Source organism: Streptococcus sp. 2106 (genome assembly GCF_013277315.1).
GTDB lineage: Bacteria > Bacillota > Bacilli > Lactobacillales > Streptococcaceae > Streptococcus > Streptococcus pseudopneumoniae.
Window position 1 is genome coordinate 52,403 of the sequence record NZ_VMMS01000029.1, and the last position, 25,032, is coordinate 77,434.

22 protein-coding genes are annotated in these 25,032 nt (G+C 37.8%); 21 read left to right on the forward strand and 1 reads right to left on the reverse strand.

Annotated elements, in window-relative coordinates; translation table 11 throughout:
- Positions 1-138 precede the first annotated feature (138 nt).
- From HT723_RS03795 to HT723_RS03890, 21 genes are all read left to right on the forward strand, one after another.
- Complete coding sequence (locus HT723_RS03795) at positions 139-3,750, forward strand: trypsin-like peptidase domain-containing protein (RefSeq protein WP_172934676.1); 3,612 nt, start codon at positions 139-141, stop codon at positions 3,748-3,750.
- A 288-nt stretch (positions 3,751-4,038) separates the two neighbouring features.
- A complete protein-coding gene (locus HT723_RS03800; RefSeq protein WP_172934677.1) occupies positions 4,039-4,953 on the forward strand; it encodes an Rpn family recombination-promoting nuclease/putative transposase in 915 nt (304 codons plus the stop codon).
- Between the two features lie 1,250 nt (positions 4,954-6,203).
- A complete protein-coding gene (locus HT723_RS03805; RefSeq protein WP_000587462.1) occupies positions 6,204-6,656 on the forward strand; it encodes a YhcH/YjgK/YiaL family protein in 453 nt (150 codons plus the stop codon).
- An 18-nt stretch (positions 6,657-6,674) separates the two neighbouring features.
- Positions 6,675-8,012, forward strand: a complete 1,338-nt coding sequence (locus tag HT723_RS03810) for a sugar ABC transporter substrate-binding protein (RefSeq protein WP_057517239.1) — start codon at positions 6,675-6,677, stop codon at positions 8,010-8,012.
- Between the two features lie 78 nt (positions 8,013-8,090).
- Positions 8,091-8,975, forward strand: a complete 885-nt coding sequence (locus HT723_RS03815; protein WP_172934678.1) for a sugar ABC transporter permease — start codon at positions 8,091-8,093, stop codon at positions 8,973-8,975.
- Entirely contained in the window at positions 8,975-9,808 is an 834-nt protein-coding gene (locus HT723_RS03820; protein WP_050245992.1) for a carbohydrate ABC transporter permease, read from the forward strand. Before HT723_RS03815 ends, HT723_RS03820 begins: the two co-directional genes overlap by 1 nt.
- Before the next feature lie 17 nt (positions 9,809-9,825).
- Complete coding sequence (gene nanB / locus HT723_RS03825) at positions 9,826-11,919, forward strand: neuraminidase NanB (RefSeq protein ID WP_172934679.1); 2,094 nt, start codon at positions 9,826-9,828, stop codon at positions 11,917-11,919.
- Positions 11,920-11,930: 11 nt separating this feature from the next.
- Positions 11,931-13,034: a Gfo/Idh/MocA family oxidoreductase gene (locus HT723_RS03830; protein ID WP_000241724.1), complete on the forward strand. Its 1,104-nt coding sequence runs from the start codon at positions 11,931-11,933 to the stop codon at positions 13,032-13,034.
- A 179-nt stretch (positions 13,035-13,213) separates the two neighbouring features.
- Positions 13,214-13,912, forward strand: a complete 699-nt coding sequence (locus tag HT723_RS03835) for an N-acetylmannosamine-6-phosphate 2-epimerase (protein WP_001135655.1) — start codon at positions 13,214-13,216, stop codon at positions 13,910-13,912.
- Positions 13,913-13,932: 20 nt separating this feature from the next.
- Complete coding sequence (locus HT723_RS03840; protein WP_050208707.1) at positions 13,933-15,450, forward strand: PTS transporter subunit EIIC; 1,518 nt, start codon at positions 13,933-13,935, stop codon at positions 15,448-15,450.
- A 123-nt stretch (positions 15,451-15,573) separates the two neighbouring features.
- Complete coding sequence (locus HT723_RS03845; protein ID WP_000672129.1) at positions 15,574-16,902, forward strand: ABC transporter substrate-binding protein; 1,329 nt, start codon at positions 15,574-15,576, stop codon at positions 16,900-16,902.
- Between the two features lie 251 nt (positions 16,903-17,153).
- The gene (locus tag HT723_RS03850) at positions 17,154-18,020 is read left to right on the forward strand and encodes a sugar ABC transporter permease (RefSeq protein WP_161802645.1); all 867 of its coding nucleotides are present in this window, start codon (positions 17,154-17,156) and stop codon (positions 18,018-18,020) included.
- A 15-nt stretch (positions 18,021-18,035) separates the two neighbouring features.
- The gene (locus HT723_RS03855) at positions 18,036-18,875 is read left to right on the forward strand and encodes a carbohydrate ABC transporter permease (RefSeq protein ID WP_001192006.1); all 840 of its coding nucleotides are present in this window, start codon (positions 18,036-18,038) and stop codon (positions 18,873-18,875) included.
- Between the two features lie 227 nt (positions 18,876-19,102).
- Positions 19,103-19,555 carry a YhcH/YjgK/YiaL family protein gene (locus HT723_RS03860; protein ID WP_050246694.1) on the forward strand — a complete coding sequence of 151 codons (453 nt, stop codon included), beginning with the start codon at positions 19,103-19,105 and terminating at the stop codon, positions 19,553-19,555.
- 325 nt (positions 19,556-19,880) lie between these two features.
- Positions 19,881-20,225 carry a hypothetical protein gene (locus tag HT723_RS03865; RefSeq protein ID WP_014017319.1) on the forward strand — a complete coding sequence of 115 codons (345 nt, stop codon included), beginning with the start codon at positions 19,881-19,883 and terminating at the stop codon, positions 20,223-20,225.
- Positions 20,226-20,234: 9 nt separating this feature from the next.
- Positions 20,235-20,426 carry a hypothetical protein gene (locus tag HT723_RS11515; protein WP_014017318.1) on the forward strand — a complete coding sequence of 64 codons (192 nt, stop codon included), beginning with the start codon at positions 20,235-20,237 and terminating at the stop codon, positions 20,424-20,426.
- A gap of 82 nt (positions 20,427-20,508) precedes the next feature.
- Positions 20,509-21,153, forward strand: a complete 645-nt coding sequence (locus HT723_RS03870) for a YesL family protein (protein ID WP_119947048.1) — start codon at positions 20,509-20,511, stop codon at positions 21,151-21,153.
- Positions 21,154-21,322: 169 nt separating this feature from the next.
- Positions 21,323-22,240 carry a dihydrodipicolinate synthase family protein gene (locus tag HT723_RS03875; RefSeq protein ID WP_001281495.1) on the forward strand — a complete coding sequence of 306 codons (918 nt, stop codon included), beginning with the start codon at positions 21,323-21,325 and terminating at the stop codon, positions 22,238-22,240.
- A gap of 17 nt (positions 22,241-22,257) precedes the next feature.
- Entirely contained in the window at positions 22,258-23,142 is an 885-nt protein-coding gene (locus tag HT723_RS03880) for an ROK family protein (RefSeq protein ID WP_000150277.1), read from the forward strand.
- A gap of 96 nt (positions 23,143-23,238) precedes the next feature.
- Positions 23,239-23,526 (forward strand): hypothetical protein, encoded by a 288-nt coding sequence (locus HT723_RS03885; RefSeq protein ID WP_000150673.1) that lies wholly within the window; start codon positions 23,239-23,241, stop codon positions 23,524-23,526.
- The gene (locus HT723_RS03890; RefSeq protein WP_000384969.1) at positions 23,516-23,866 is read left to right on the forward strand and encodes a type II toxin-antitoxin system RelE/ParE family toxin; all 351 of its coding nucleotides are present in this window, start codon (positions 23,516-23,518) and stop codon (positions 23,864-23,866) included. The genes HT723_RS03885 and HT723_RS03890 overlap by 11 nt, the downstream gene beginning before the upstream one ends.
- Before the next feature lie 61 nt (positions 23,867-23,927).
- Here HT723_RS03890 and HT723_RS03895 read toward each other — a convergent pair whose 3' ends face one another.
- Positions 23,928-24,779 carry a MurR/RpiR family transcriptional regulator gene (locus HT723_RS03895; RefSeq protein WP_000360337.1) on the reverse strand — a complete coding sequence of 284 codons (852 nt, stop codon included), beginning with the start codon at positions 24,777-24,779 and terminating at the stop codon, positions 23,928-23,930.
- Between the last annotated feature and the right edge of the window lie 253 nt (positions 24,780-25,032).

Below are 25,032 nucleotides of genomic sequence, written 5' to 3' on the forward strand. Positions count from 1 at the left end.
GTAACATATACATACGGCACGACAAGGCTGACATGGTTTGAAGAGTATGGAACAATCATAACTTATTTGAAGATTTTAAAAGATTGTAAGCTATTATATCTGGATAAATAAGTATTAGAAACTAAAGTGAGGAAAAAGATGTTTTTATATTTAAAGGGTTTAGGAAAATTTCGTAAGTCAAAAGCTTATGGATTGGTGGGATGTCTGGCATTGGTGAGTATGATTGGATTATCGGTTCCTGATTTACCAGTTATTGGTGGTGGGGTCGTTTATGCTGACGTTATTCAAGGTGGCGATGATATAAAAGATGTGGACGTTCATAGTAAATCTGCAGAAGGTGTTGCTATGACTTATACCACTTATGATAGTGGTACGAGTGGAAAACAAACCGCGTCTGGCAGTGGTGTCTTTGTAGCGCCGAATGTCATGGTAACAGTAGCTCATAACTACTATGATAAAAACCAAGAGGATAAGTCTGCGGTCTTGCGTGGTGGGGCGTCTGCTCGTAGTTATGTTGTGATGAACTCAGACACAGAGAAAAGTAACAAAGTACCGACATCAGGAGTATCAGAAGCTCTTGAAAAAGACTCTATTCACTTATATAACGGCAACGACTTTGGTAAAGACTATAGCAACGACTTAGCAGTAGTGGTAACTAAAAAGCCTGTAGAAGCTATGACGGGTGGTGAGGACTCTCCAAGAGAGTTGAGCCATAAAGAGGTTTCTACTGGTGATAAAATCACTATGGTAGGTTATCCCAATGATTTTTCGACTCCGAATTTAAGTGAAGAAAACAAGAAGAGGTTGAAAGATGGTAAGGCTTATTCAGTCTCAACAACTGTAAGCAGTGTCAATAAAGAGAGCGGTGCAGTCACTTATCATTCCTCAGCTTTGGGAGGTTTTTCAGGTGCTCCTTTGTTTAATGATAAGGGAGATGTAGTCGGTATCCACCAGCACGGAACAAATACTTCAAACGCTCCTGAGAGTGAGCGTATTGGGGGTGGTACGATTTTTACGGAAAAGCACAGAGCTTGGATTCGTTCTATGATTGATAAATATGGTATAAAGGGTTGGTATATAGATGGTGCAAACCGTTACTACTATGATGAAAATCATATAGCTTTAAAAGATGTAGAGTCTGAGATTGACGGTGCTTTGTATCGTTTTGATGAAAAAGGTCGAGCTACTTTAGTAAAAGGTGAAGAAAAAGGTCGTGTTCTACTTCGAGTGGAAGATACTAAAGGAACTCGTTTGATTTCAGATAAGGTTGTTCAGGAAGGTCCTGTTGGAAGTGGCTTGAATTTTCATTTAAGACAAAATCCAGACTTCAAACAGTTAATAGCAACTTCCCCAACAGCTAAAGTGGTATCCTATAACGAAGTGCCAATTAACAAACTAGCAAGTGATACTACTTGGTCTGATGACTATGTCAGTAAGTTAGCTTTAGGAGATACAATTATAAGAGCGGTAGTAGATTCGGTAACTCCTCCATCTACCTCTTCTTCGGATTTTGCAAGAACTGAAGTTGGTAAAGTCGATTTGAGTGGTAAATCGAACTTACCTGTTCCTAGTAAAGAGGTGTTACAAGCTCCGAATGGCTCAGAAAATTTCTATGCTACAACGCACATTCAAACGCCAGATGGGTCGGGGTCAGGTACTTTAATTGCACCAAATTTGGTGTTAACAGTCGCTCATAATTTCTTAACAGTTAAAGGTTCTGAAGTAATTACTAAATCTGGTCGCACTAATACAGTGTATAAAGCAACTTTGCCGAATGGGTTGTCTGTGCATTTTTCAGATGATGATATTGTTTATTGGAATAAAAAAGATTCCGTATTTGGATTTAAAAATGACTTAGCCTTGGTTCGACTAAAAGAAGATTTCAAAGCGGTATCTCCTGTAGAGGTGGTTTCTGAGTCAACTTCTATCGCTAAGGGTGAAAAAGTTTCGGTTTATGGTTTCCCGGACGGTCGTTTATCTCCAGTCTTGGATAGTGAAGTTGTAGATACTACTGATTTCGGTTCAGGTATTGAGGGTATCAGCTATGAAGGCACAAAACCCGGAGCGTCTGGTGGTGGTCTTTATAATGACAAAGGTACTTTAATTGGAGTTCACCAAAATGGTGTTGTAGGAAGCCGCAGTGGTGGTTTGGTTTTATCAAAAGAGCAACTGGATTGGGTTCGTTCTTATATTGAAGGTAAACCAAAAGAGCCTGTCTATGTAAGAGATGAAGTTTTGGTGGATGAGAAGGATAAGGATAAACTTCCTTCAACTCCAAAAGACGAAAAACAAAGTACACCTAAAATAGAGTCTGATAAAGATAAAGTAGAACCTCCTCTCAAACCGCAAAAGGAGCCGAAAACAGAGGTTATTACCACTTACGAAGGTGATAGTACCCTTGAGGTTGGAAAAGAGCGTACAGAGGATACTAAGGGTGAAAAAGAAGGTGTTCCACTTATTTACCGAGTAGTGTATAAAGGTACTAAGCCGAAAGTAGAAAAAGAATCGATTGCTTTTGATACTCTTTACCAAGGAGATGAAACAAAAGAGCTTGGTTTCCGTTCAGTTGTAGAGGGTAAAGGAGGGGTGGTTACTCGAACTACTACTTATCAAGTAGATAAGTATACAGGAGCGGTATCTTCTCAAGTTTCTGAGAAGAAAATAGCTCCTCAATCCAAGGTGATTACTTTAGGTATTAAACCCAACAGTGTCATAAAAGAACTTCCGATTACAGAGCGTTTTGAGGACTCTGAAGAGTTAGAGAAAGGGAAAACGGAGGTTGTTTCGGAGGGGTATGTAGGTAAAGAAGTTACTAAGGTGATTTATAAGGTCTTAGCTGATGGAAAGATTGTTGAAAATTCTCGTACAGTCGAGGTTACACCCATGAGAGAACGTGTGGTTCTTAAGGGTGTGAAGGAAGTGGTGTCATCGACGGAAGAAAACTCAAGTAATCTCAAAGAGGAAGTGGTATCTCCAGATAAAGTAGAGTTTCTAGTTCCAAAAGATGCGCCAATCAGAGAAGAACTGCCTGCGTCTAGTGAGGAATTTTCAGAATCAGAGGTTTTAGTATCGGGAGAAAAAATACCAGGCGACCTTGGGAAGTCTATAGTATCTTCAAAAGAACTAGTCCCTGAAAGAGTGGAAGTTCCAGACTTTGTGGCTAAAGTTACAGGTGGAGAAAAATTGACAGTAGAAGGGCACCGAGATGAGAGAAAAATAAAGACTCCATCAAAACAGGAAAGATTATCTAGCCCAGAAACCACTGCTCAATTCACAACGAACGGGACAGGTTCGTCATCGTTAACAGCTGTTTTTGGCGTTGAAGCGGATAACATGTCACTTTCTACTGTTGAACATTCTGTTATTACATATAATCAACAAAGAGGATGGCATAAGATAAATAATCAGTGGTATTTTAGAAATTCCGATGGGAAAGAACGGACAGGCTGGATGAAAGAAAATGATGCATGGTATTATTTTGATGCGAATGGAATCATGCAAACCGGTTGGATACAGGATACAGACGGTAATTGGTATTATCTCAAGGATAATGGCATGATGGAGGTAGGCTGGTTCCAAGATTCAAGTGGCGCGTGGTACTACTTAGGATCATCTGGTTCCATGGAATCCAATACATGGATTTATTATAAAGGAAAGTGGTACTATATCGATGCTTTTGGGAAACTACTTTTCAATTCGCTAACACCAGACGGCTATAGAGTGAACGAGTACGGGGAATGGATCAACTGATTTTGCTTTATGACCTATTGATGAGCAAGCGAGTAGTATAAAAAACATTAGAATTAATAGTCTAGGAAGTGGTAAGAGTTCTCTAAAACGGCTGATTTTGTAATCTTTTTTGTAAAATAGAGTCTTTAATAAATAATATGAGCAAGATTTATCTCTTTACAAGTGATTAGGATTAATAATTTTTAACTTTCTCGCTCCTTTTGTCTTTCTTTTCCGAATAAATAGGTAGTAGCAGTGAATCTAGTAAACCTAGATTTAAAAATGTGCTATAATGAAAGGAGAGGAAATATGATTCTAAGACATCCGGGCATTAGCCCGACCAATGATTTGGTTGCTAAGAAAATCTTTAGCAACCCAGAAATCACTTGTCAATTTATCCGCGATATGCTGGATTTACCAGCAAAAAATGTGACCATTTTGGAGGGAAGCAATATTCATGTCTTGCCTTCCATGCCATACTCGGCACAGGATTTCTATACCAGTATTGATGTCTTAGCGGAGTTGGACAACGGCACTCAAGTTATCATTGAGATTCAGGTACATCATCAGAATTTTTTCATCAATCGTTTGTGGGCTTACTTGTGCAGTCAGGTCAATCAAAATCTTGAAAAAATTCGCCAACGAGAAGGTGATACACACCAGAGCTATAAACACATCGCACCAGTATACGCTATCGCAATTGTCGATAGTAATTACTTCTCAGATGACTTAGCTTTTCATAGCTTTAGTATGCGAGAGGATACGACAGGTGAGGTCTTAACAATTATCAACAATGGTCAGGAAAACCATCTAGTCAAGATGGCATTCTTGGAATTAAAGAAATACAGAGAAACCAGCAAAGACGAGGTTCGAAAGCCGTGGTTGGAGTTTTTTGGGAACAAGCCCTTTACTCAACAACCCGAGCGAGCCATCAGCCAAGCAGATCAACTGCTGGACTACAAGAGCTGGTCCGAGGAGGATAGGAAAATGTTTAGTGAACAACGCAGGCGAGAAGAACAAGCCTTATTAGCACAGGACTATGCTTTGGAGCAAGCTGAGGAAAAAGGTTTAGAGAGAGGTCTTGAACGTGGGAAAGTTGAAGGAAGTTTGTCTATGCTACTAAATCTAGTCCACCAAGGACTTCTGACTTCCGAGGTTGCCAGTCAGCAGTTGGGCATGACCGTTGCTGAGTTTGAAGTATTATTGAAAGACCATCATAAATAAGAATGTTGAATCTCAAATTCAAGTTAGGCAGAGAGAAGAAATTTTCAGAGAGATTTGCGATCCAACTATTTTTTAGGACAATCATTGCTTCACCTCTCGATGAAGGCAACTTTTTTAGAAGTCGTTTTTTTAGGTAAGAGGATTGACTTTAGGAAATCATCTACGAGTCAGTTTTTTTAAGTCCTCATATAGAGACTCTAGGCATAAAATCTTAAAAATCACAAACACGCATAGTATCAGGTAATTAAAAAAACTTGATATTATGCGTTTTATAGTGCATTGAATCTATATTAGGACACAACAATTCTTAAATCATTGTTAGAAATTGGTTTGAATTTTCCAATCAATTTGTTCGATTTTTACATCATTGCATTATATCATGTGACTATTAACCTTGTTTTCTCCTAAAATTGACTTTCTTGTTTTCTTATCTTGTCCACTCGAAACAAGTATTGTAAGAATTTGATTATTTTTGAAAGTACTTTTAATATATTTGATATAGTTAAAAAAGATTTGAAACTAAATTCCAAATTAGAAAAAGACTTGAAATACTAAAAAAAAAGTATACTCTAATTGGAAACGGTAACAAAACTAATTTAGAGAATGAAATATAGAGTATTTCTCTCTTAAAAGTTTTTGGTGAAACGAGATGTAGAAAGGAGATTTAGCCAAAGAGTCTATTAGTGCTAGAATAATAGATTAGAATTATTTTAGAAAAACTAATACTCAATGAAAATCAAAGAGCAAACTAGGAAACTAGCCGCAGGCTGTACTTGAGTACGGCAAGGCGACGTTGACGCAGTTTGAATTTGATTTTCGAAGAGTATAAGTGAGCAGCTTATAAATTCAAGTCCTCGAATAGATTCATACTAGTATCTTTTGCAAAAAATAAAGGGCGACTTTCTTCATGAATATCAATTTCATCTATAAGGAAGGTAGTTCATTGAACTAATTTATTTGTTCTGTTTGTCGCTAGAAAAATCAGATCTTCTTGTGAAGATTGAGGAGATACTGAATGAAAATCAAAGAAGAAACTAGCAAGCTAGTAGCAGATTGCCCAAAACACCGCTTTGAGGTTGTAGATAAGCTGACCTATATAATCCAAGGTGAAGCGACTGTGGTTTGAAGCGATTTTCAAAGAGTATAGGCTAGAGAGTGTTGTGTTTTTATGTCCTTCTAGTAGAAAATGCTAGACAGAAGAATGGGGAACTTGGATAGGAAAAATAGATTGAGAAAGGAGGTTAGAAGAGATGATTATTACAAAAATTAGCCGTTTAGGAACTTATGTGGGAGTAAATCCACATTTTGCAACATTGATAGATTTTCTAGAAAAAACAGGACTAGAAAATTTAACAGAAGGTTCGATTGCTATCGATGGTGATCGATTGTTTGGGAATTGCTTTACTTATCTAGCAGATGGTCAAGCAGGGGCCTTCTTTGAAACACACCAAAAATATTTGGATATTCATTTAGTTTTGGAAAACGAAGAAGCCATGGCTGTTACGTCGCCGGAAAATGTAAGCGTTACCCAAGAGTATGATGAAGAGAAGGATATTGAATTATACACAGGGAAAGTGGAACAGTTGGTTCATTTGAGAGCTGGCGAATGTCTCATCACTTTTCCAGAAGATTTACATCAACCCAAGGTTCGTATAAATGATGAACCTGTGAAAAAAGTTGTCTTTAAAGTTGCGATTTCTTAATGTAGAAAGGGAAGAACGATGAAAAAAATGAGAAAGTTTTTATGTCTAGCTGGAGTTGCGCTAGCAGCCGTTGCCTTGGTAGCTTGTTCAGGAAAAAAAGAAGCTACAACTAGTACTGAACCACCGACAGAATTATCTGGCGAGATTACAATGTGGCACTCCTTTACTCAAGGACCCCGTTTAGAAAGTATTCAAAAATCAGCAGATGCTTTCATGCAAAAGCATCCGAAAACGAAAATTAAGATTGAAACATTCTCTTGGAATGACTTCTATACTAAATGGACTACAGGTTTAGCAAATGGGAATGTGCCAGATATCAGTACAGCTCTTCCTAACCAAGTAATGGAAATGGTAAACTCAGATGCTTTGGTTCCGTTAAACGATTCTATCAAGCGTATTGGACAGGATAAATTTAACGAAACTGCCTTAAATGAAGCAAAAATTGGAGATGATTACTACTCTGTTCCTCTTTATTCACATGCACAAGTTATGTGGGTTAGAACTGATTTGTTAAAAGAACATAATATTGAGGTTCCTAAAACTTGGGATCAACTCTATGAAGCTTCTAAAAAATTGAAAGAAGCTGGAGTTTATGGCTTGTCTGTTCCGTTTGGAACAAATGACTTAATGGCAACACGTTTCTTGAACTTCTACGTACGTAGTGGTGGTGGAAGTCTCTTGACAAAAGATCTTAAAGCAGATTTGACAAGTCAACTTGCTCAAGATGGTATTAAATACTGGGTTAAAATGTATAAAGAAATTTCACCTCAAGATTCTTTGAACTTTAATGTCCTTCAACAAGCTACCTTGTTCTATCAAGGAAAAACAGCATTTGACTTTAACTCTGGCTTCCATATTGGAGGAATCAATGCCAACAGTCCTCAATTGATTGATTCAATTGATGCTTATCCTATTCCAAAAATCAAAGAATCTGATAAGGACCAAGGAATTGAAACTTCAAACATTCCAATGGTTGTTTGGAAAAATTCAAAACATCCAGAAGTTGCTAAAGCATTCTTAGAATCACTTTATAATGAAGAAGACTACATTAAATTCCTTGATTCAACTCCAGTAGGTATGTTGCCAACTATTAAGGGGATTAGCGATTCTGCAGCCTATAAAGAAAATGAAACTCGTAAGAAATTTAAACATGCTGAAGAAGTAATTACTGAAGCTGTTAAAAAAGGTACTGCTATTGGTTATGAAAATGGACCAAGTGTACAAGCTGGTATGTTGACTAACCAACACATTATTGAACAAATGTTCCAAGATATCATTACAAATGGAACAGATCCTATGAAAGCAGCAAAAGAAGCAGAAAAACAATTAAACGATTTATTTGAGGCTGTTCAGTAGATGTAAAAGACTAGAAAATAGGTGGGCTATTGAGCTGGAAAGCCCTAGCCCAATCTTGTAAAAGAAGGGAGAAGGAGAATGGTTAAAGAACGTAATTTAACTCGCTGGATATTTGTTTTGCCAGCTATGATTATCGTAGGATTACTCTTTGTTTATCCGTTTTTCTCGAGTATTTTTTATAGCTTCACCAATAAGCATTTGATTATGCCCAATTACAAATTTGTTGGTTTAGCTAACTATAAAGCTGTGCTATCAGATCCCAACTTCTTTAATGCGTTCTTTAATTCAATTAAGTGGACCGTTTTCTCATTAGTTGGTCAAGTTTTAGTAGGGTTTGTATTGGCTTTAGCTCTTCACAGAGTACGCCACTTCAAGAAATTATATAGGACCTTATTGATTGTTCCTTGGGCATTTCCTACCATCGTTATTGCCTTTTCTTGGCAGTGGATTCTAAACGGGGTTTATGGCTACTTACCTAATCTAATCGTAAAATTAGGTTTAATGGAACATACACCTGCATTTTTGACAGATAGTACATGGGCATTCCTATGTTTGGTGTTTATCAACATTTGGTTTGGAGCGCCGATGATTATGGTCAATGTGCTTTCAGCTTTGCAAACAGTACCCGAAGAACAATTTGAGGCTGCTAAGATAGATGGTGCTTCAAGTTGGCAAGTCTTCAAGTTTGTCGTCTTTCCACATATTAAAGTGGTTGTAGGACTTCTAGTTGTTTTGAGAACTGTATGGATCTTTAATAACTTTGACATTATCTACCTCATTACTGGTGGTGGACCAGCTAATGCTACAACGACGCTTCCAATTTTTGCTTACAACCTAGGTTGGGGAACTAAATTGTTGGGTCGTGCTTCAGCAGTTACAGTATTGCTCTTTATCTTCTTGGTGGCGATTTGCTTTATCTACTTTGCTATCATCAGTAAGTGGGAAAAGGAGGGTAGAAAATAATGAAGAAGAAATCCAGTATTTATTTAGATATTCTCTCACATGTACTCTTGATTGGTGCGACCATTGTTGCAATTTTCCCATTGGTATGGATTATCATATCGTCTGTCAAGGGTAAAGGGGAATTAACTCAGTATCCAACACGATTTTGGCCTGAACAATTTACATTAGATTATTTTACACATGTTATCAACGATTTGCACTTTATTGATAACATTCGAAACAGTTTAATCATTGCCTTGGCTACAACCCTTATTGCGATTATTATTTCTGCTATGGCAGCCTATGGTATTGTTCGATTCTTCCCTAAATTGGGAGCAATCATGTCGAGACTACTCGTCATTACCTACATTTTCCCACCAATTTTGTTAGCAATTCCCTATTCAATTGCCATTGCTAAAGTTGGGTTAACAAATAGTTTATTTGGCTTGATGATGGTTTATCTATCTTTTAGTGTTCCATATGCAGTTTGGCTCTTAGTTGGATTTTTCCAAACAGTTCCAATTGGAATTGAAGAAGCGGCTCGAATTGATGGTGCAAATAAATTTGTTACGTTTTATAAAGTTGTGCTACCGATTGTAGCACCAGGTATTGTAGCAACAGCTATTTATACATTCATCAATGCTTGGAATGAATTCTTATATGCTTTGATTTTGATTAACAATACAGGAAAGATGACAGTAGCAGTAGCCCTTCGTTCGCTTAATGGTTCAGAAATACTAGACTGGGGAGATATGATGGCAGCATCTGTTATTGTGGTTCTTCCATCAATCATTTTCTTCTCTATCATCCAAAATAAGATTGCAAGTGGATTATCAGAAGGATCTGTGAAGTAGACGAAAGAAGGAAAAAAATGAATAAAAGAGGTCTTTATTCAAAACTAGGAATTTCTGTTGTAGGCATTAGTCTTTTAATGGGAGTTCCCACTTTGATTCATGCGAATGAATTAAACTATGGTCAACTGTCCATATCTCCTATTTTTCAAGGAGGTTCATATCAACTGAACAATAAGAGTATAGATATCAGCTCTTTGTTATTAGATAAATTGTCTGGAGAGAGTCAGACAGTAGTAATGAAATTTAAAGCAGATGAACCAAACTCTCTTCAAGCTTTGTTTGGCCTATCTAATAGTAAAGCAGACTTTAAAAATAATTACTTTTCAATTTTCATGAGAGATTCTGGTGAGATAGGTGTAGAAATAAGAGACGCCCAAAAGGGAATAAATTATTTATTTTCCAGACCAGCTTCATTATGGGGAAAACATAAAGGACAGGCAGTTGAAAATACACTAGTATTTGTATCTGATTCTAAAGATAAAACATACACAATGTATGTTAATGGAATAGAAGTGTTCTCTGAAACAGTTGATACATTTTTGCCAATTTCAAATATAAATGGTATAGATAAGGCAACACTAGGAGCTGTTAATCGTGAAGGTAAGGAACATTACCTCGCAAAAGGAAGTATTGATGAAATCAGTCTATTTAACAAAGCAATTAGTGATCAGGAAGTTTCAAATATTCCCTTGTCAAATCCATTTCAGTTAATTTTCCAATCAGGAGATTCTACTCAAGCTAACTATTTTAGAATACCGACACTATATACATTAAGTAGTGGAAGAGTTCTATCAAGTATTGATGCACGTTATGGTGGGACTCATGATTCTAAAAGTAAGATTAATATTGCCACTTCTTATAGTGATGATAATGGGAAAACGTGGAGTGAGCCAATTTTTGCTATGAAGTTTAATGACTATGAGGAGCAGTTAGTTTACTGGCCACGAGATAATAAATTAAAGAATAGTCAAATTAGTGGAAGTGCTTCATTCATAGATTCATCTATTGTTGAAGATAAAAAATCTGGGAAAACGATATTACTAGCTGATGTTATGCCTGCGGGTATTGGAAATAATAATGCAAATAAAGCCGACTCAGGTTTTAAAGAAATAAATGGTCATTATTATTTAAAACTAAAGAAGAATGGAGATAACGATTTCCGTTATACAGTTAGAGAAAATGGTGTCGTTTATGATGAAACAACTAATAAACCTACAAATTATACTATAAATGATAAGTATGAAGTTTTGGAGGGAGGAAAGTCTTTAACAGTCGAACAATATTCGGTTGATTTTGATAGTGGCTCTTTAAGAGAAAGGCATAATGGAAAACAGGTTCCTATGAATGTTTTCTACAAAGATTCGTTATTTAAAGTGACTCCTACTAATTATATAGCAATGACAACTAGTCAGAATAGAGGAGAGAGTTGGGAACAATTTAAGTTGTTGCCTCCGTTCTTAGGAGAAAAACATAATGGAACTTGCTTATGTCCCGGACAAGGTTTAGCATTAAAATCAAGTAACAGATTGATTTTTGCAACATATACTAGTGGAGAACTAACCTATCTCATTTCTGATGATAGTGGTCAAACATGGAAGAAATCCTCAGCTTCAATTCCGTTTGAAAATGCAACAGCAGAAGCACAAATGGTTGAACTGAGAGATGGTGTGATTAGAACATTCTTTAGAACCACTACAGGTAAGATAGCTTATATGACTAGTAGAGATTCTGGAGAAACATGGTCGGAAGTTTCGTATATTGATGGAATTCAACAAACTTCATATGGCACACAAGTATCTGCAATTAAATATTCTCAATTAATTGATGGAAAAGAAGCAGTCATTTTGAGTACACCAAATTCTAGAAGTGGCCGTAAGGGAGGTCAATTAGTTGTCGGTTTAGTCAATAAAGAAGATGATAGTATTGATTGGAAATATCACTATGATATTGATTTGCCTTCGTATGGTTATGCCTATTCTGCGATTACAGAATTTCCAAATCATCACATAGGTGTACTGTTTGAAAAATATGATTCGTGGTCGAGAAATGAATTGCATTTAAGCAATGTAGTTCAGTATATAGATTTGGAAATTAATGATTTAACAAAATAAAGGAGAAAAACATGGTTAAATACGGTGTTGTTGGAGCAGGGTATTTTGGAGCTGAATTGGCTCGCTACATGCAAAAGAATGATGGAGCAGAGATTACTCTTCTCTATGATCCAGATAATGCAGAGGCGATTGCAGAAGAATTGGGAGCAAAAGTAGCAAGTTCCTTAGATGAGTTGGTTTCTAGCGATGAAGTAGATTGTGTTATCGTCGCAACTCCAAATAATCTTCATAAGGAACCGGTTATTAAGGCTGCACAGCATGGTAAAAATGTTTTCTGTGAAAAACCTATTGCGCTTTCTTATCAAGATTGTCGCGAGATGGTCGATGCGTGTAAAGAAAACAATGTAACCTTTATGGCAGGACATATTATGAATTTCTTTAATGGTGTTCATCATGCAAAAGAACTCATTAATCAAGGAGTTATCGGAGACGTTCTATATTGTCATACAGCTCGTAATGGTTGGGAAGAACAACAACCGTCCGTATCATGGAAAAAAATTCGTGAAAAATCAGGTGGTCACTTGTATCACCACATCCATGAATTGGATTGTGTTCAATTCCTTATGGGGGGCATGCCTGAGACTGTAACCATGACAGGTGGAAATGTAGCCCATGAAGGTGAACATTTCGGTGATGAAGATGATATGATTTTTGTCAATATGGAATTTTCTAATAAGCGTTTTGCTTTGTTAGAATGGGGTTCAGCTTATCGTTGGGGTGAACATTATGTCTTAATCCAAGGAAGCAAAGGTGCCATCCGCTTAGACTTATTCAACTGTAAAGGAACTCTTAAGCTAGATGGGCAAGAAAGTTATTTCTTGATTCATGAATCGCAAGAAGAAGATGATGATCGCACTCGTATCTATCATAGTACAGAGATGGATGGAGCAATTGCTTATGGTAAACCAGGTAAACGTACTCCATTATGGCTATCATCTGTCATTGATAAAGAAATGCGCTATCTGCATGAGATTATGCAAGGAGCTCCAGTATCAGAAGAATTTGCAAAACTTTTGACAGGTGAAGCTGCCCTAGAAGCAATTGCTACTGCAGATGCTTGTACCCAGTCTATGTTTGAAGATCGCAAAGTAAAATTGTCAGAAATTGTAAACTAAATTTTGGTATTCTCCTATTATAGGTCGACTTGCTCCTCTGAAAGTACTTTTAGAGGAGCTGTTTGACTTGGCTAGTTTTTGAAACTGAAATCTATTATACTACAAACTCTTGAAAGCGTTTTAATTTTAAGGTATAATAATCTCATAGAAATAAAGAAAAAAGAAAGGGAGGAAAGAGGATGCCACAGATTAGTAAAGAAGCCTTGATTGAACAAATCAAAGATGGAATCATCGTTTCTTGTCAGGCTCTTCCTCATGAACCGCTTTATACAGAAGCGGGAGGGGTGATTCCCTTGCTGGTCAAAGCGGCTGAGCAAGGTGGAGCAGTCGGTATCCGAGCCAATAGTGTTCGCGATATCAAGGAAATTAAGGAAGTCACCAAACTTCCGATTATTGGGATAATCAAACGAGATTATCCGCCACAAGAACCCTTCATCACGGCTACTATGAAAGAAGTTGATGAATTGGCAGAACTGGACATCGAGGTGATTGCTCTGGATTGTACCAAGCGTGAACGCTACGATGGTTTGGAAATTCAAGAGTTCATTCGTCAGGTCAAGGAGAAATATCCTAACCAGCTCTTGATGGCGGACACCAGTACTTTTGAAGAAGGATTGGCAGCGGTCGAAGCAGGAATTGACTTTGTCGGAACAACCTTATCAGGCTACACATCCTACAGTCCAAAAGTGGATGGTCCAGATTTTGAACTCATCAAAAAACTCTGTGATGCCGGTGTAGATGTCATTGCAGAAGGAAAAATTCATACACCAGAACAAGCCAAACAAATCCTTGAATACGGAGTGCGAGGCATCGTTGTTGGTGGCGCTATTACTAGACCAAAAGAGATTACAGAACGCTTCGTTGCTGGTCTTAAATAAGATGTGAGGGGGGGAGTTTTATATTTAAAGTTTTACAAAAAGTTGGAAAAGCTTTTATGTTACCTATAGCTATACTTCCTGCAGCAGGTCTACTTTTGGGGATTGGTGGTGCACTTTCAAACCCAACCACGATAGCAACTTATCCAATACTAGACAATAGTATTTTTCAATCGATATTCCAAGTAATGAGCTCTGCAGGAGAGGTTGTATTCAGTAACTTGTCACTACTTCTCTGTGTGGGATTATGTATTGGCTTAGCGAAACGAGATAAAGGAACCGCTGCGTTAGCAGGAGTAACTGGTTACTTAGTTATGACTGCAACGATCAAAGCTCTGGTAAAACTTTTTATGGCAGAAGGATCTGCAATTGATACTGGAGTTATTGGAGCATTAGTTGTCGGAATAGTTGCCGTATATTTGCACAACCGATATAGCAATATTCAATTACCTTCCGCTTTAGGATTCTTTGGAGGTTCACGCTTCGTTCCTATTGTTACATCGTTCTCTTCTATCTTAATTGGCTTTGTCTTCTTTGTTATTTGGCCACCTTTCCAACAACTTCTTGTTTCTACAGGTGGATATATTTCTCAGGCAGGTTCAATTGGAACTTTTCTATATGGATTTTTAATGAGACTTTCTGGAGCAGTAGGCTTACATCATATAATTTACCCTATGTTTTGGTATACTGAACTTGGTGGTGTTGAAACTGTTTCAGGACAAACAGTGGTTGGAGCTCAAAAAATATTTTTTGCTCAATTAGCCGATCCGGCTCATTCTGGATTATTTACAGAAGGAACAAGGTTTTTTGCAGGTCGTTTCTCAACAATGATGTTCGGTTTACCGGCTGCCTGTTTAGCGATGTACCATAGTGTTCCTAAGAATCGTCGTAAAAAATACGCGGGTTTGTTTTTTGGAGTTGCTTTAACATCTTTTATTACCGGTATTACAGAACCAATTGAATTTATGTTTCTATTCGTCAGTCCGGTTCTATATGTTGTTCACGCATTCCTTGATGGTGTCAGCTTCTTTATTGCAGACATCTTAAATATTTCAATAGGAAACACATTTTCAGGAGGTGTAATCGATTTCACTTTATTTGGAATTTTGCAGGGGAACGCTAAGACGAATTGGGTTCTTCAGATTCCATTTGGACTTATTTGGAGTGTTTTGTATTATATTATTTTTAGATGGTTCATTACTCAATTCAACGTTCTAACGCCAGGAAGAGGAGAAGAAGTAGATTCTAAAGAAATTTCTGAATCCGCAGATTCAACTTCAAATACTGCGGATCATTTAAAACAGGATAGCCTACAAATTATCAGAGCCTTGGGTGGATCAAATAATATAGAAGATGTAGATGCTTGTGTGACACGTTTACGTGTAGCTGTAAAAGAAGTTAATCAAGTTGATAAAGCACTTTTAAAACAAATTGGTGCAGTTGATGTCTTAGAAGTGAAGGGTGGCATTCAAGCAATCTATGGAGCAAAAGCAATCTTATATAAAAATAGTATTAATGAAATTTTAGGTGTAGATGATTAAGTACTTACTGACTTAATAAAAAATAGAGGAGAGTGATTGATGAGTAGGAAAAAATGAAAACGTATATAAATGCAAAGAACTCATTATCCAAGTTGGATACGCTTATAAAATAGGAGAATACAAATGAAATTTAGAAAATTAGCTTGTACAGTACTTGCGGGTGCTGCGGTTCTTGGTCTTGCTGCTTGTGGCAATTCTGGCGGAAGTAAAGATGCTGGTAAATCAGGTGGTGACGGTGCCAAAACAGAAATCACTTGGTGGGCATTCCCAGTATTTACTCAAGAAAAAGCTGGTGACGGTGTTGGAACTTATGAAAAATCAATCATCGAAGCGTTTGAAAAAGCTAATCCAGATGTAAAAGTGAAATTGGAAACCATCGACTTCAAGTCAGGCCCTGAAAAAATCACAACAGCCATCGAAGCAGGAACAGCTCCGGACGTACTCTTTGACGCACCAGGACGTATCATCCAATACGGTAAAAATGGTAAATTGGCTGAGTTGAACGACCTTTTCACAGATGAATTTGTTAAAGATGTCAATAACGAAAACATCATACAAGCAAGTAAAGCTGGAGACAAGGCTTACATGTATCCAATTAGTTCTGCCCCATTCTACATGGCAATGAACAAGAAAATGCTAGAAGATGCTGGAGTGGCAAACCTTGTAAAAGAAGGTTGGACAACTGATGATTTTGAAAAAGTATTGAAAGCACTCAAAGACAAGGGCTACACACCAGGTTCATTGTTCAGTTCTGGTCAAGGGGGAGACCAAGGAACACGTGCCTTTATCTCTAACCTTTATAGCGGTTCTGTAACAGATGAAAAAGTTAGCAAATATACAACTGATGATCCTAAATTCGTCAAAGGTCTTGAAAAAGCAACTGGCTGGATTAAAGACAATTTGCTCAATAATGGTTCACAATTTGACGGTGGGGCAGATATCCAAAACTTTGCCAACGGTCAAACATCTTACACAACCCTTTGGGCACCAGCTCAAAATGGTATCCAAGCTAAACTGTTAGAAGCAAGTAAGGTAGAAGTAGTAGAAGTACCATTCCCATCAGACGAAGGTAAACCAGCTCTTGAATACCTTGTAAACGGATTTGCAGTATTCAACAATAAAGACGACAAGAAAGTCGCTGCATCTAAGAAATTCATCCAGTTTATCGCAGATGACAAAGAGTGGGGACCTAAAGACGTAGTTCGTACAGGTGCTTTCCCAGTCCGTACTTCATTTGGAAAACTTTATGAAGACAAACGCATGGAAACAATCAGCGGCTGGACTCAATACTACTCACCATACTACAACACTATTGATGGATTTGCTGAAATGAGAACACTTTGGTTCCCAATGTTGCAATCTGTATCAAATGGTGACGAAAAACCAGCGGACGCTTTGAAAGCCTTCACTGAAAAAGCGAACGAAACAATCAAAAAAGCTATGAAACAATAGTCCTTAGTTATTCTATAAAAAGTAGTTTTTTAAAGAAGCTAAGAGTGTATACCCCCTTTTCCCTCTACACAGATAGTGTAAGAAAAGGGGGCTTTTGTTTAAAATGTAAGAAACTGTCACGAAATTAAAATGAAGTTCTTACATAAGCGAATCATAAAAAATTTCATTTTGATTTTAAAACAGTTCAAGAAAGTCAAAAAATTATTCTATTTGAAAGAGAGGTGCCGACTGTGAAAGTCAATAAAATTCGTATGCGGGAAACAGTGATTTCCTATGCTTTCCTAGCACCAGTGTTGTTCTTCTTTATTATCTTTGTTTTAGCACCAATGATTATGGGCTTCATCACAAGTTTCTTTAACTATTCTATGACTAGTTTCCAATTTGTGGGCTTAGATAACTATGTCCGTATGTTTAAAGATCCTGTCTTTGCAAAATCTCTGATTAACACAGTTATTTTGGTTATTGGATCTGTGCCAGTTGTTGTTCTATTCTCACTCTTTGTAGCATCGCAAACCTATCACCAAAATGCTATTGCCAGATCCTTCTACCGTTTTGTCTTCTTCCTTCCTGTTGTAACAGGTAGTGTTGCCGTAACGGTTGTATGGAAATGGATCTATGATCCACTATCAGGTATCTTGAACTTTGTGCTTAAATCAAGTCATATCATTACTCAAAACATTTCATGGCTTGGTGATAAGCACTGGGCATTGATGGCGATTATGATTATTCTCTTGACCACTTCAGTTGGTCAGCCCATCATCCTTTATATCGCTGCTATGGGGAATATTGATAATTCACTGGTTGAAGCGGCGCGTGTTGATGGTGCAACTGAGTTTCAAGTTTTCTGGAAGATTAAATGGCCAAGCCTTCTTCCAACAACTCTTTATATTGCAATCATCACAACAATTAACTCCTTCCAGTGTTTCGCCTTGATTCAGCTTTTGACATCTGGTGGTCCAAACTACTCAACAAGTACCTTGATGTACTACCTGTACGAAAAAGCCTTCCAATTGACAGAATACGGCTATGCCAACACCATTGGTGTCTTCTTGGCAGTCATGATTGCGATCGTAAGCTTTGTTCAATTTAAAGTACTTGGAAACGACGTAGAATACTAAAGAAAGGAGACAGTTATGCAATCTACAGAAAAAAAACCATTAACAGCCTTTACTGTTATTTCAACAATCATTTTGCTCTTGTTGACTGTGCTGTTCATCTTTCCATTCTACTGGATTTTGACAGGGGCATTCAAGTCACAGCCTGATACCATTATGATTCCGCCACAATGGTTCCCTAAAATGCCAACCATGGAAAACTTCCAACAACTTATGGTGCAGAACCCTGCCTTGCAATGGATGTGGAACTCAGTATTTATCTCATTGGTAACCATGTTCTTAGTCTGTGCAACCTCATCTCTAGCAGGTTATGTATTGGCTAAAAAACGTTTCTATGGTCAACGCATTCTATTTGCTATCTTTATAGCTGCTATGGCGCTTCCAAAACAAGTTGTCCTTGTACCATTGGTACGTATCGTCAACTTCATGGGAATTCATGACACTCTTTGGGCAGTTATTTTGCCTTTGATTGGATGGCCATTTGGGGTCTTCCTCATGAAACAATTCAGTGAAAATATCCCTACAGAATTGCTCGAATCAGCTAAAATTGATGGCTGTGGTGAGATTCGTACCTTCTGGAGCGTAGCCTTCCCGATTGTGAAACCAGGGTTTGCGGCTCTTGCAATCTTTACCTTCATCAATACTTGGAATGACTACTTCATGCAGTTGGTAATGTTGACTTCACGTAACAATTTGACTATTTCACTTGGGGTTGCGACCATGCAGGCTGAAATGGCAACCAACTATGGTTTGATCATGGCAGGAGCTGCCCTTGCTGCCGTGCCAATTGTAACAGTCTTCCTAGTCTTCCAGAAATCCTTCACACAAGGGATTACTATGGGAGCGGTCAAAGGATAATACTCTGCGAAAATCGAATGCAAACTAGGTCAGTGTCACCTTGCCATACTTAAGTATTGCCTGCGGTTAGCTTCCTAGTTTGTTCTTCAATTTTCATTGAGTATAAGAGAATATAGAGTTATAAGTGTCTACAAAATGGAGGGTATGCAGTTACTTTATGAAGTTTTGTCAGACACTTATCAACTTAAGAATGGTTTTAGTTAACTATCAGAAACGAAGGAAAGAGTATGATTTTTGACGATTTGAAAAACATCACCTTTTACAAAGGGATTCATCCTAATTTAGACAAGGCTATCGACTATCTTTATGAACATCGTAAGGATTCTTTCGAATTAGGAAAGTATGATATTGATGGAGATAAAGTCTTTCTAGTTGTTCAGGAAAATGTCCTAAATAAAGCTGAAAATGACCAGTTTGAACATCACAAGAACTATGCAGACTTGCATTTGTTGGTAGAAGGGCATGAATATTCGAGCTACGGTTCACGTATCAAAGATGAAGCAGTAGCATTCGACGAAGCGACTGACATTGGCTTTGTTCATTGTCATGAACACTACCCACTCTTATTGGGTTATCACAATTTTGCGATTTTCTTCCCAGGTGAGCCACATCAGCCAACTGGCTATGCAGGCATGGAAGAAAAGGTTCGAAAATATCTCTTTAAAATCTTGATTGATTAAAAATAATATGAACTGTTTTTTGTAAAGCTTTGATAATTCTCTACCATGAAATTGATCTTTGTGAGGTAGGGAAATGAGAATAAAATATTTAAAAATTGGTATCTTCTTGTCAGTCTGTTTATTGCTAATGAGTAATATTTTACCTTCAATTGTGTATGCGAATGAAGTTTCGCATATCCAAACTATACAGTCAGAAATAGATCGAATAGATGCAAAATTATCTCAAAATTACTTGCTAACTGAACAAGAAATTAAGGATCTGGTGGAAGATAGCAAAGGAGTCTATCCAGACATATCAGATGAACGTAAAATTGAATTGCTAGAAATGGTATCTTCTAAGTATGCTGCAAGAGCTAGTTTCTTGGATGGACAGGGAATTACAGTTGATGAGATGGCTTGGATAATTAGGGGCATTGTGAATGCATTGATTGGTAGATACATAAAATTAGGTACTTATGCGGCTAAGTATGGTATTAGTATGGCACGCTCGATCTTAAGTAGGGCAGCTGCAACTGCAGCAGCAAGAGTAGGATTAGCGACCAAGATTTCTGGATGGATTTTACGAGTAGCTGTGAATGTAGCTGATGTATATGGTAATTTTGCCTACAATATTGCTGCAGCTTGGGATGCACATGATAAAATTCCTAACAATGGTCGTATAAACTTTTAAAATGCGAGAATGAAAGCACTTTGTATTTTTTTATTGAATATGTTAGCTTGGACAGTGCTTGCAATGATAATTCGTGGAGGGCTAGATGGATTTAATGAGCATACTTGGAGTACTATTTTAATTGCTTCGCTGTTCGGGGTATATGATTATAAGCCTATATATAAAAATAGAAAAAAGTCCAAAAGAAAAAAGAAAAAATAGATTTGTTCATGGTAGGGACTTATGAAAGCTTTACTGACAAAAAAGAAAACAGTTTACAAAGAAAAATGATGGAGGAGCAAACATGTCACAAAAAGGAAGAAGTCTCATCAAGGCTGCATTTGATACAGATAATTTTCTAATGCGAATTAGTGAGAAGGTTTTAGATATTGTAACAGTCAATCTTCTCTTTGTAGTAACTTGTTTGCCAATCGTAACGATTGGAGTGGCTAAAATTAGCCTCTACGAGACCATGTTCGAAGTTAAGAAGAGCAGACGGGTGCCTGTTTTTAAAATCTATCTAAGATCTTTCAAGCAAAATCTGAAACTAGGTCTTCAGCTGGGTTTAATGGAGTTAGGAATTGTGTTTCTTACCCTTTCAGATCTCTATCTTTTCTGGAGTCAAACAGCTCTGCCCTTCCAATTGCTGAAAGCCATTTGTTTAGGTATTCTGATGTTTCTTACTATCGTGATGCTGGCTAGTTACCCTATCGCGGCACGTTATGACCTATCTTGGAAAGAAATTCTTCAAAAAGGATTGATGTTGGCTAGTTTTAACTTTCCTTGGTTCTTCCTCATGTTAGCCATTCTTGTCCTCATTGTGATGGTTCTTTATCTGTCCGCCTTCAGTCTACTCTTAGGTGGCTCAGTCTTCCTACTTTTTGGGTTTGGACTATTGGTCTTTATCCAGACTGGATTGATGGAGAAAATTTTCGCAAAATATCAATAGGAGTCTTATTTCTGAAACTACTTTCAAAGGCTTCAAACGCTATTCTATAAGCTAGAAACTAAAATCTAAGTGTCTATAAGATATTGAAAGCCTTTTCGGTAAAGTGTATACTAAAGAAGTAAAGAAAGAATCTGCTTTAGCAGAAAATAAAAATAATAGGAGAAAATCTATGTCAGATTTGAAAAAATACGAAGGTGTCATTCCAGCCTTCTACGCATGTTATGATGATCAAGGAGAAGTAAGTCCAGAGCGTACACGTGCCTTGGTTCAATACTTCATTGATAAAGGTGTTCAAGGTCTTTATGTCAATGGTTCTTCTGGTGAATGTATCTACCAAAGTGTAGAAGACCGCAAGTTAATCTTGGAAGAAGTCATGGCAGTTGCTAAAGGTAAATTAACTATTATTGCCCATGTTGCTTGCAACAATACCAAAGATAGTATGGAACTGGCTCGCCACGCTGAAAGCTTGGGAGTAGATGCCATTGCAACAATTCCACCAATTTACTTCCGCTTGCCTGAATACTCAGTTGCCAAATACTGGAACGATATCAGTTCTGCAGCTCCAAATACAGACTATGTGATTTATAACATTCCTCAATTGGCAGGGGTTGCTTTGACTCCAAGCCTTTATACCGAAATGTTGAAGAATCCTCGTGTTATCGGTGTGAAGAACTCTTCTATGCCAGTTCAAGATATCCAAACCTTTGTCAGCCTTGGTGGGGAAGACCATATCGTTTTTAACGGTCCAGATGAACAGTTCCTAGGTGGTCGCCTCATGGGTGCCAAAGCTGGTATCGGTGGTACTTATGGTGCTATGCCAGAACTCTTCTTGAAACTCAACCAATTGATTGCGGATAAAGATTTAGAAACAGCGCGTGAGTTACAGTATGCTATCAACGCTATCATTGGTAAATTGACTGCTGCACATGGAAATATGTACGGTGTCATTAAAGAAGTCTTGAAGATCAATGAAGGATTGAATATTGGTTCTGTTCGTTCACCATTGACGCCAGTAACGGAAGAAGATCGTCCAGTTGTAGAAGCAGCTGCAGCCTTGATTCGTGAAACCAAGGAGCGCTTCCTCTAATCCATAAGGAGGTATTTATGACACACTACGTTGCAATTGATATAGGTGGAACCAACATCAAGTATGGTTTGGTTGATCAAGAGGGGCAACTTCTTGAATCGCATGAAATGCCAACTGAAGCGTATAAGGGTGGATCTCATATCTTACAAAAAACCAAAGATATTGTAGCCAGCTATTTAGAAAAAGGCCCAGTAGCAGGTGTTGCCATTTCTTCTGCAGGAATGGTGGATCCTGATAAGGGGGAAATTTTCTACGCTGGACCTCAGATTCCAAATTATGCAGGAACCCAGTTCAAGAAGGAAATCGAAGAAAGCTTTGCTATTCCTTGTGAGATTGAAAATGATGTCAACTGTGCAGGTCTGGCTGAGGCAGTATCTGGTTCAGGTAAGGGAGCAAGTGTCACCCTTTGCTTGACCATTGGAACAGGTATCGGTGGTTGCTTGATTATGGATGGGAAAGTCTTCCATGGTTTTAGCAATTCGGCCTGTGAAGTCGGGTATATGCATATGCAAGATGGAGCTTTTCAGGATCTCGCTTCTACCACAGCCTTGGTGGAGTATGTAGCAACATCTCATGGAGAAGATGTTGATCAGTGGAATGGCCGACGCATTTTCAAGGAAGCCACTGAAGGCAATAAACTCTGCATGGAAGGTATTGACCGCATGGTAGACTATCTAGGAAAAGGTCTGGCAAATATTTGCTACGTTGCCAATCCAGAAGTGGTTATTCTTGGTGGTGGTATCATGGGGCAAGAGGCTATCCTCAAACCTAAGATTCGCACAGCCTTGAAAGAGGCTTTGGTACCAAGTTTAGCAGAAAAAACACGATTAGAATTTGCCCATCACCAGAATACAGCAGGTATGCTTGGTGCATATTATCATTTTAAGACAAAACAATCCTAGTTTGGCTCAGCCAAACTAGGATTTTCTAATCAAATTCCCTTGACTTTCTTTATAATTGTGAGATAATAAATAAAATATATAAAGGAATTATATAAAATGACTATAGCGAATTCAAGTAAGATTGTGACCTTCCAAGCTAATAGAGAATTAGTAAATGATGCCATGGAAGTGTTAAAAGAAAAAAATCTCTCTCTTTCATCAGCACTCAGATTATTTTTAAAGAATGTTGCCGTAACAAATGAAGTAGATTTACTGAGTGAAGAGGAATTAGAGAAGGAGTATTTGTTTAGACAATTACAAGCAGAAGTTCAAGAAAGTTATGCCAAGATTGAGGCTGGAAATTACTTGACAGATGAGGATGTCGTGACACGCTATGGATTATAAAAGATATAGGATTTTGTATTCTCCTAGAGTGATTGATAGTCTGGATAAAATATATCAGTATATAGCGGAGGAAATCGGTTCTGTAGAGGCTGCGAGACGAAAAGTAGCCAATATTAGAAAAGATATTAATCGGCTAGAAATTTTCCCCCAAGCTGGATTTGATGCTGATGAAAAATTTGGTAAGAAATTAGACCCTCGCTACCAAACGCGAGGATGGACCTTGAGTAAGGATTACATTGTATTGTATACAATTGTTGAGGATACCGTCAGACTTGCTTATTTACTCCCTTCAAAAAGTGATTACATGAAATTATTCAAGACTAAGTCAAGATATGACTAATTCATAATCTTGAAGAGGTATGTTTGGTGATGAATAAAAATCCTAGTTTGGCTTAGCCAAACTAGGATTTTCTGACACGTTTTTGTCTACGATAGCCGTTGAGTTTCTTATTTTCCCAGTAGCTATTAAAGATTTTTTCCTTGCTTTCGCGATTGATTTCCAAAAAGTAGGCATAAATCAAATCGATAAAGAAGAGCATAGGAAGTTGAGCGGATATTCGTTGGATATAGGAAGGCTGGCTGTGGGTGGCTACAAGAACAGTCTCTGTGTAGGCCTGGCTATCTTTATTGGGAACACTTGAAAAGAGTACAGTCTTTGCCCCCATCTCCTTGGCATCTAATAGACTATCTAAAATAGAAGGTGTTGTACCAGAAAGTGAGAAGCCCAGTACGAGACAATTTTCCTCCATAATGCTGGTTGTCCATGCAAAGCCATCTTGATCGGTCAAGGCTTCGCAGACCACACCCAGACGCATGAACCGCAATTTCATTTCACGGGCGACGAGGCCAGAACTCCCTGTTCCGAAGAAGTAGACACGCTCAGCATCTTCGATTAGCTGGGCAATTCGTTCTAGTTGGATTTCGTCAATCAAGTCTTGTGTTTGTTCCCTCATATTGCTATAACTTCTGAGGACTCGTTTGGTCAGTGGACTGTGCTTGGAGACTTGGTTGGCTTGATTTTCTGCCTGATGTTGGTATTGGAAAATAAATTCTCGGTAGCCAGTAAAGCCACACTTTTTAGCAAAGCGGGTCAAAGCAGCTTGAGAAATATGTAATTTTTGGGTGACTTGTTGAGAAGATAAATCATCTGTAATCGTTTCAGCTTGCAAAAAATAGCGAGCGATTTCTTGCTCTAGGTCTGTCATTTCTTCAAAATGTGAATCAATGATAGTTGCGATATCTGGTTTGTCCATAGGGAAAGCTCCTTTACATGAGTCATACTGGAAGACTAGATCAGGGAATAGTCACACTTCATTATAACACATAATATAAGGATAGATAAATAAAAACGCATCTCTGTTTTAAAAACGAAAAAGTCGAAAAAGCTTCTTACTTTTCCATAATTTTCTACTCAAATTGTGGTACAATTAAGAGTAAGATTTTAATTATACTCTTCGAAAATCTCTTCAAACTACGTCATCGTTGCCTTGCCGTACTCAAGTACAG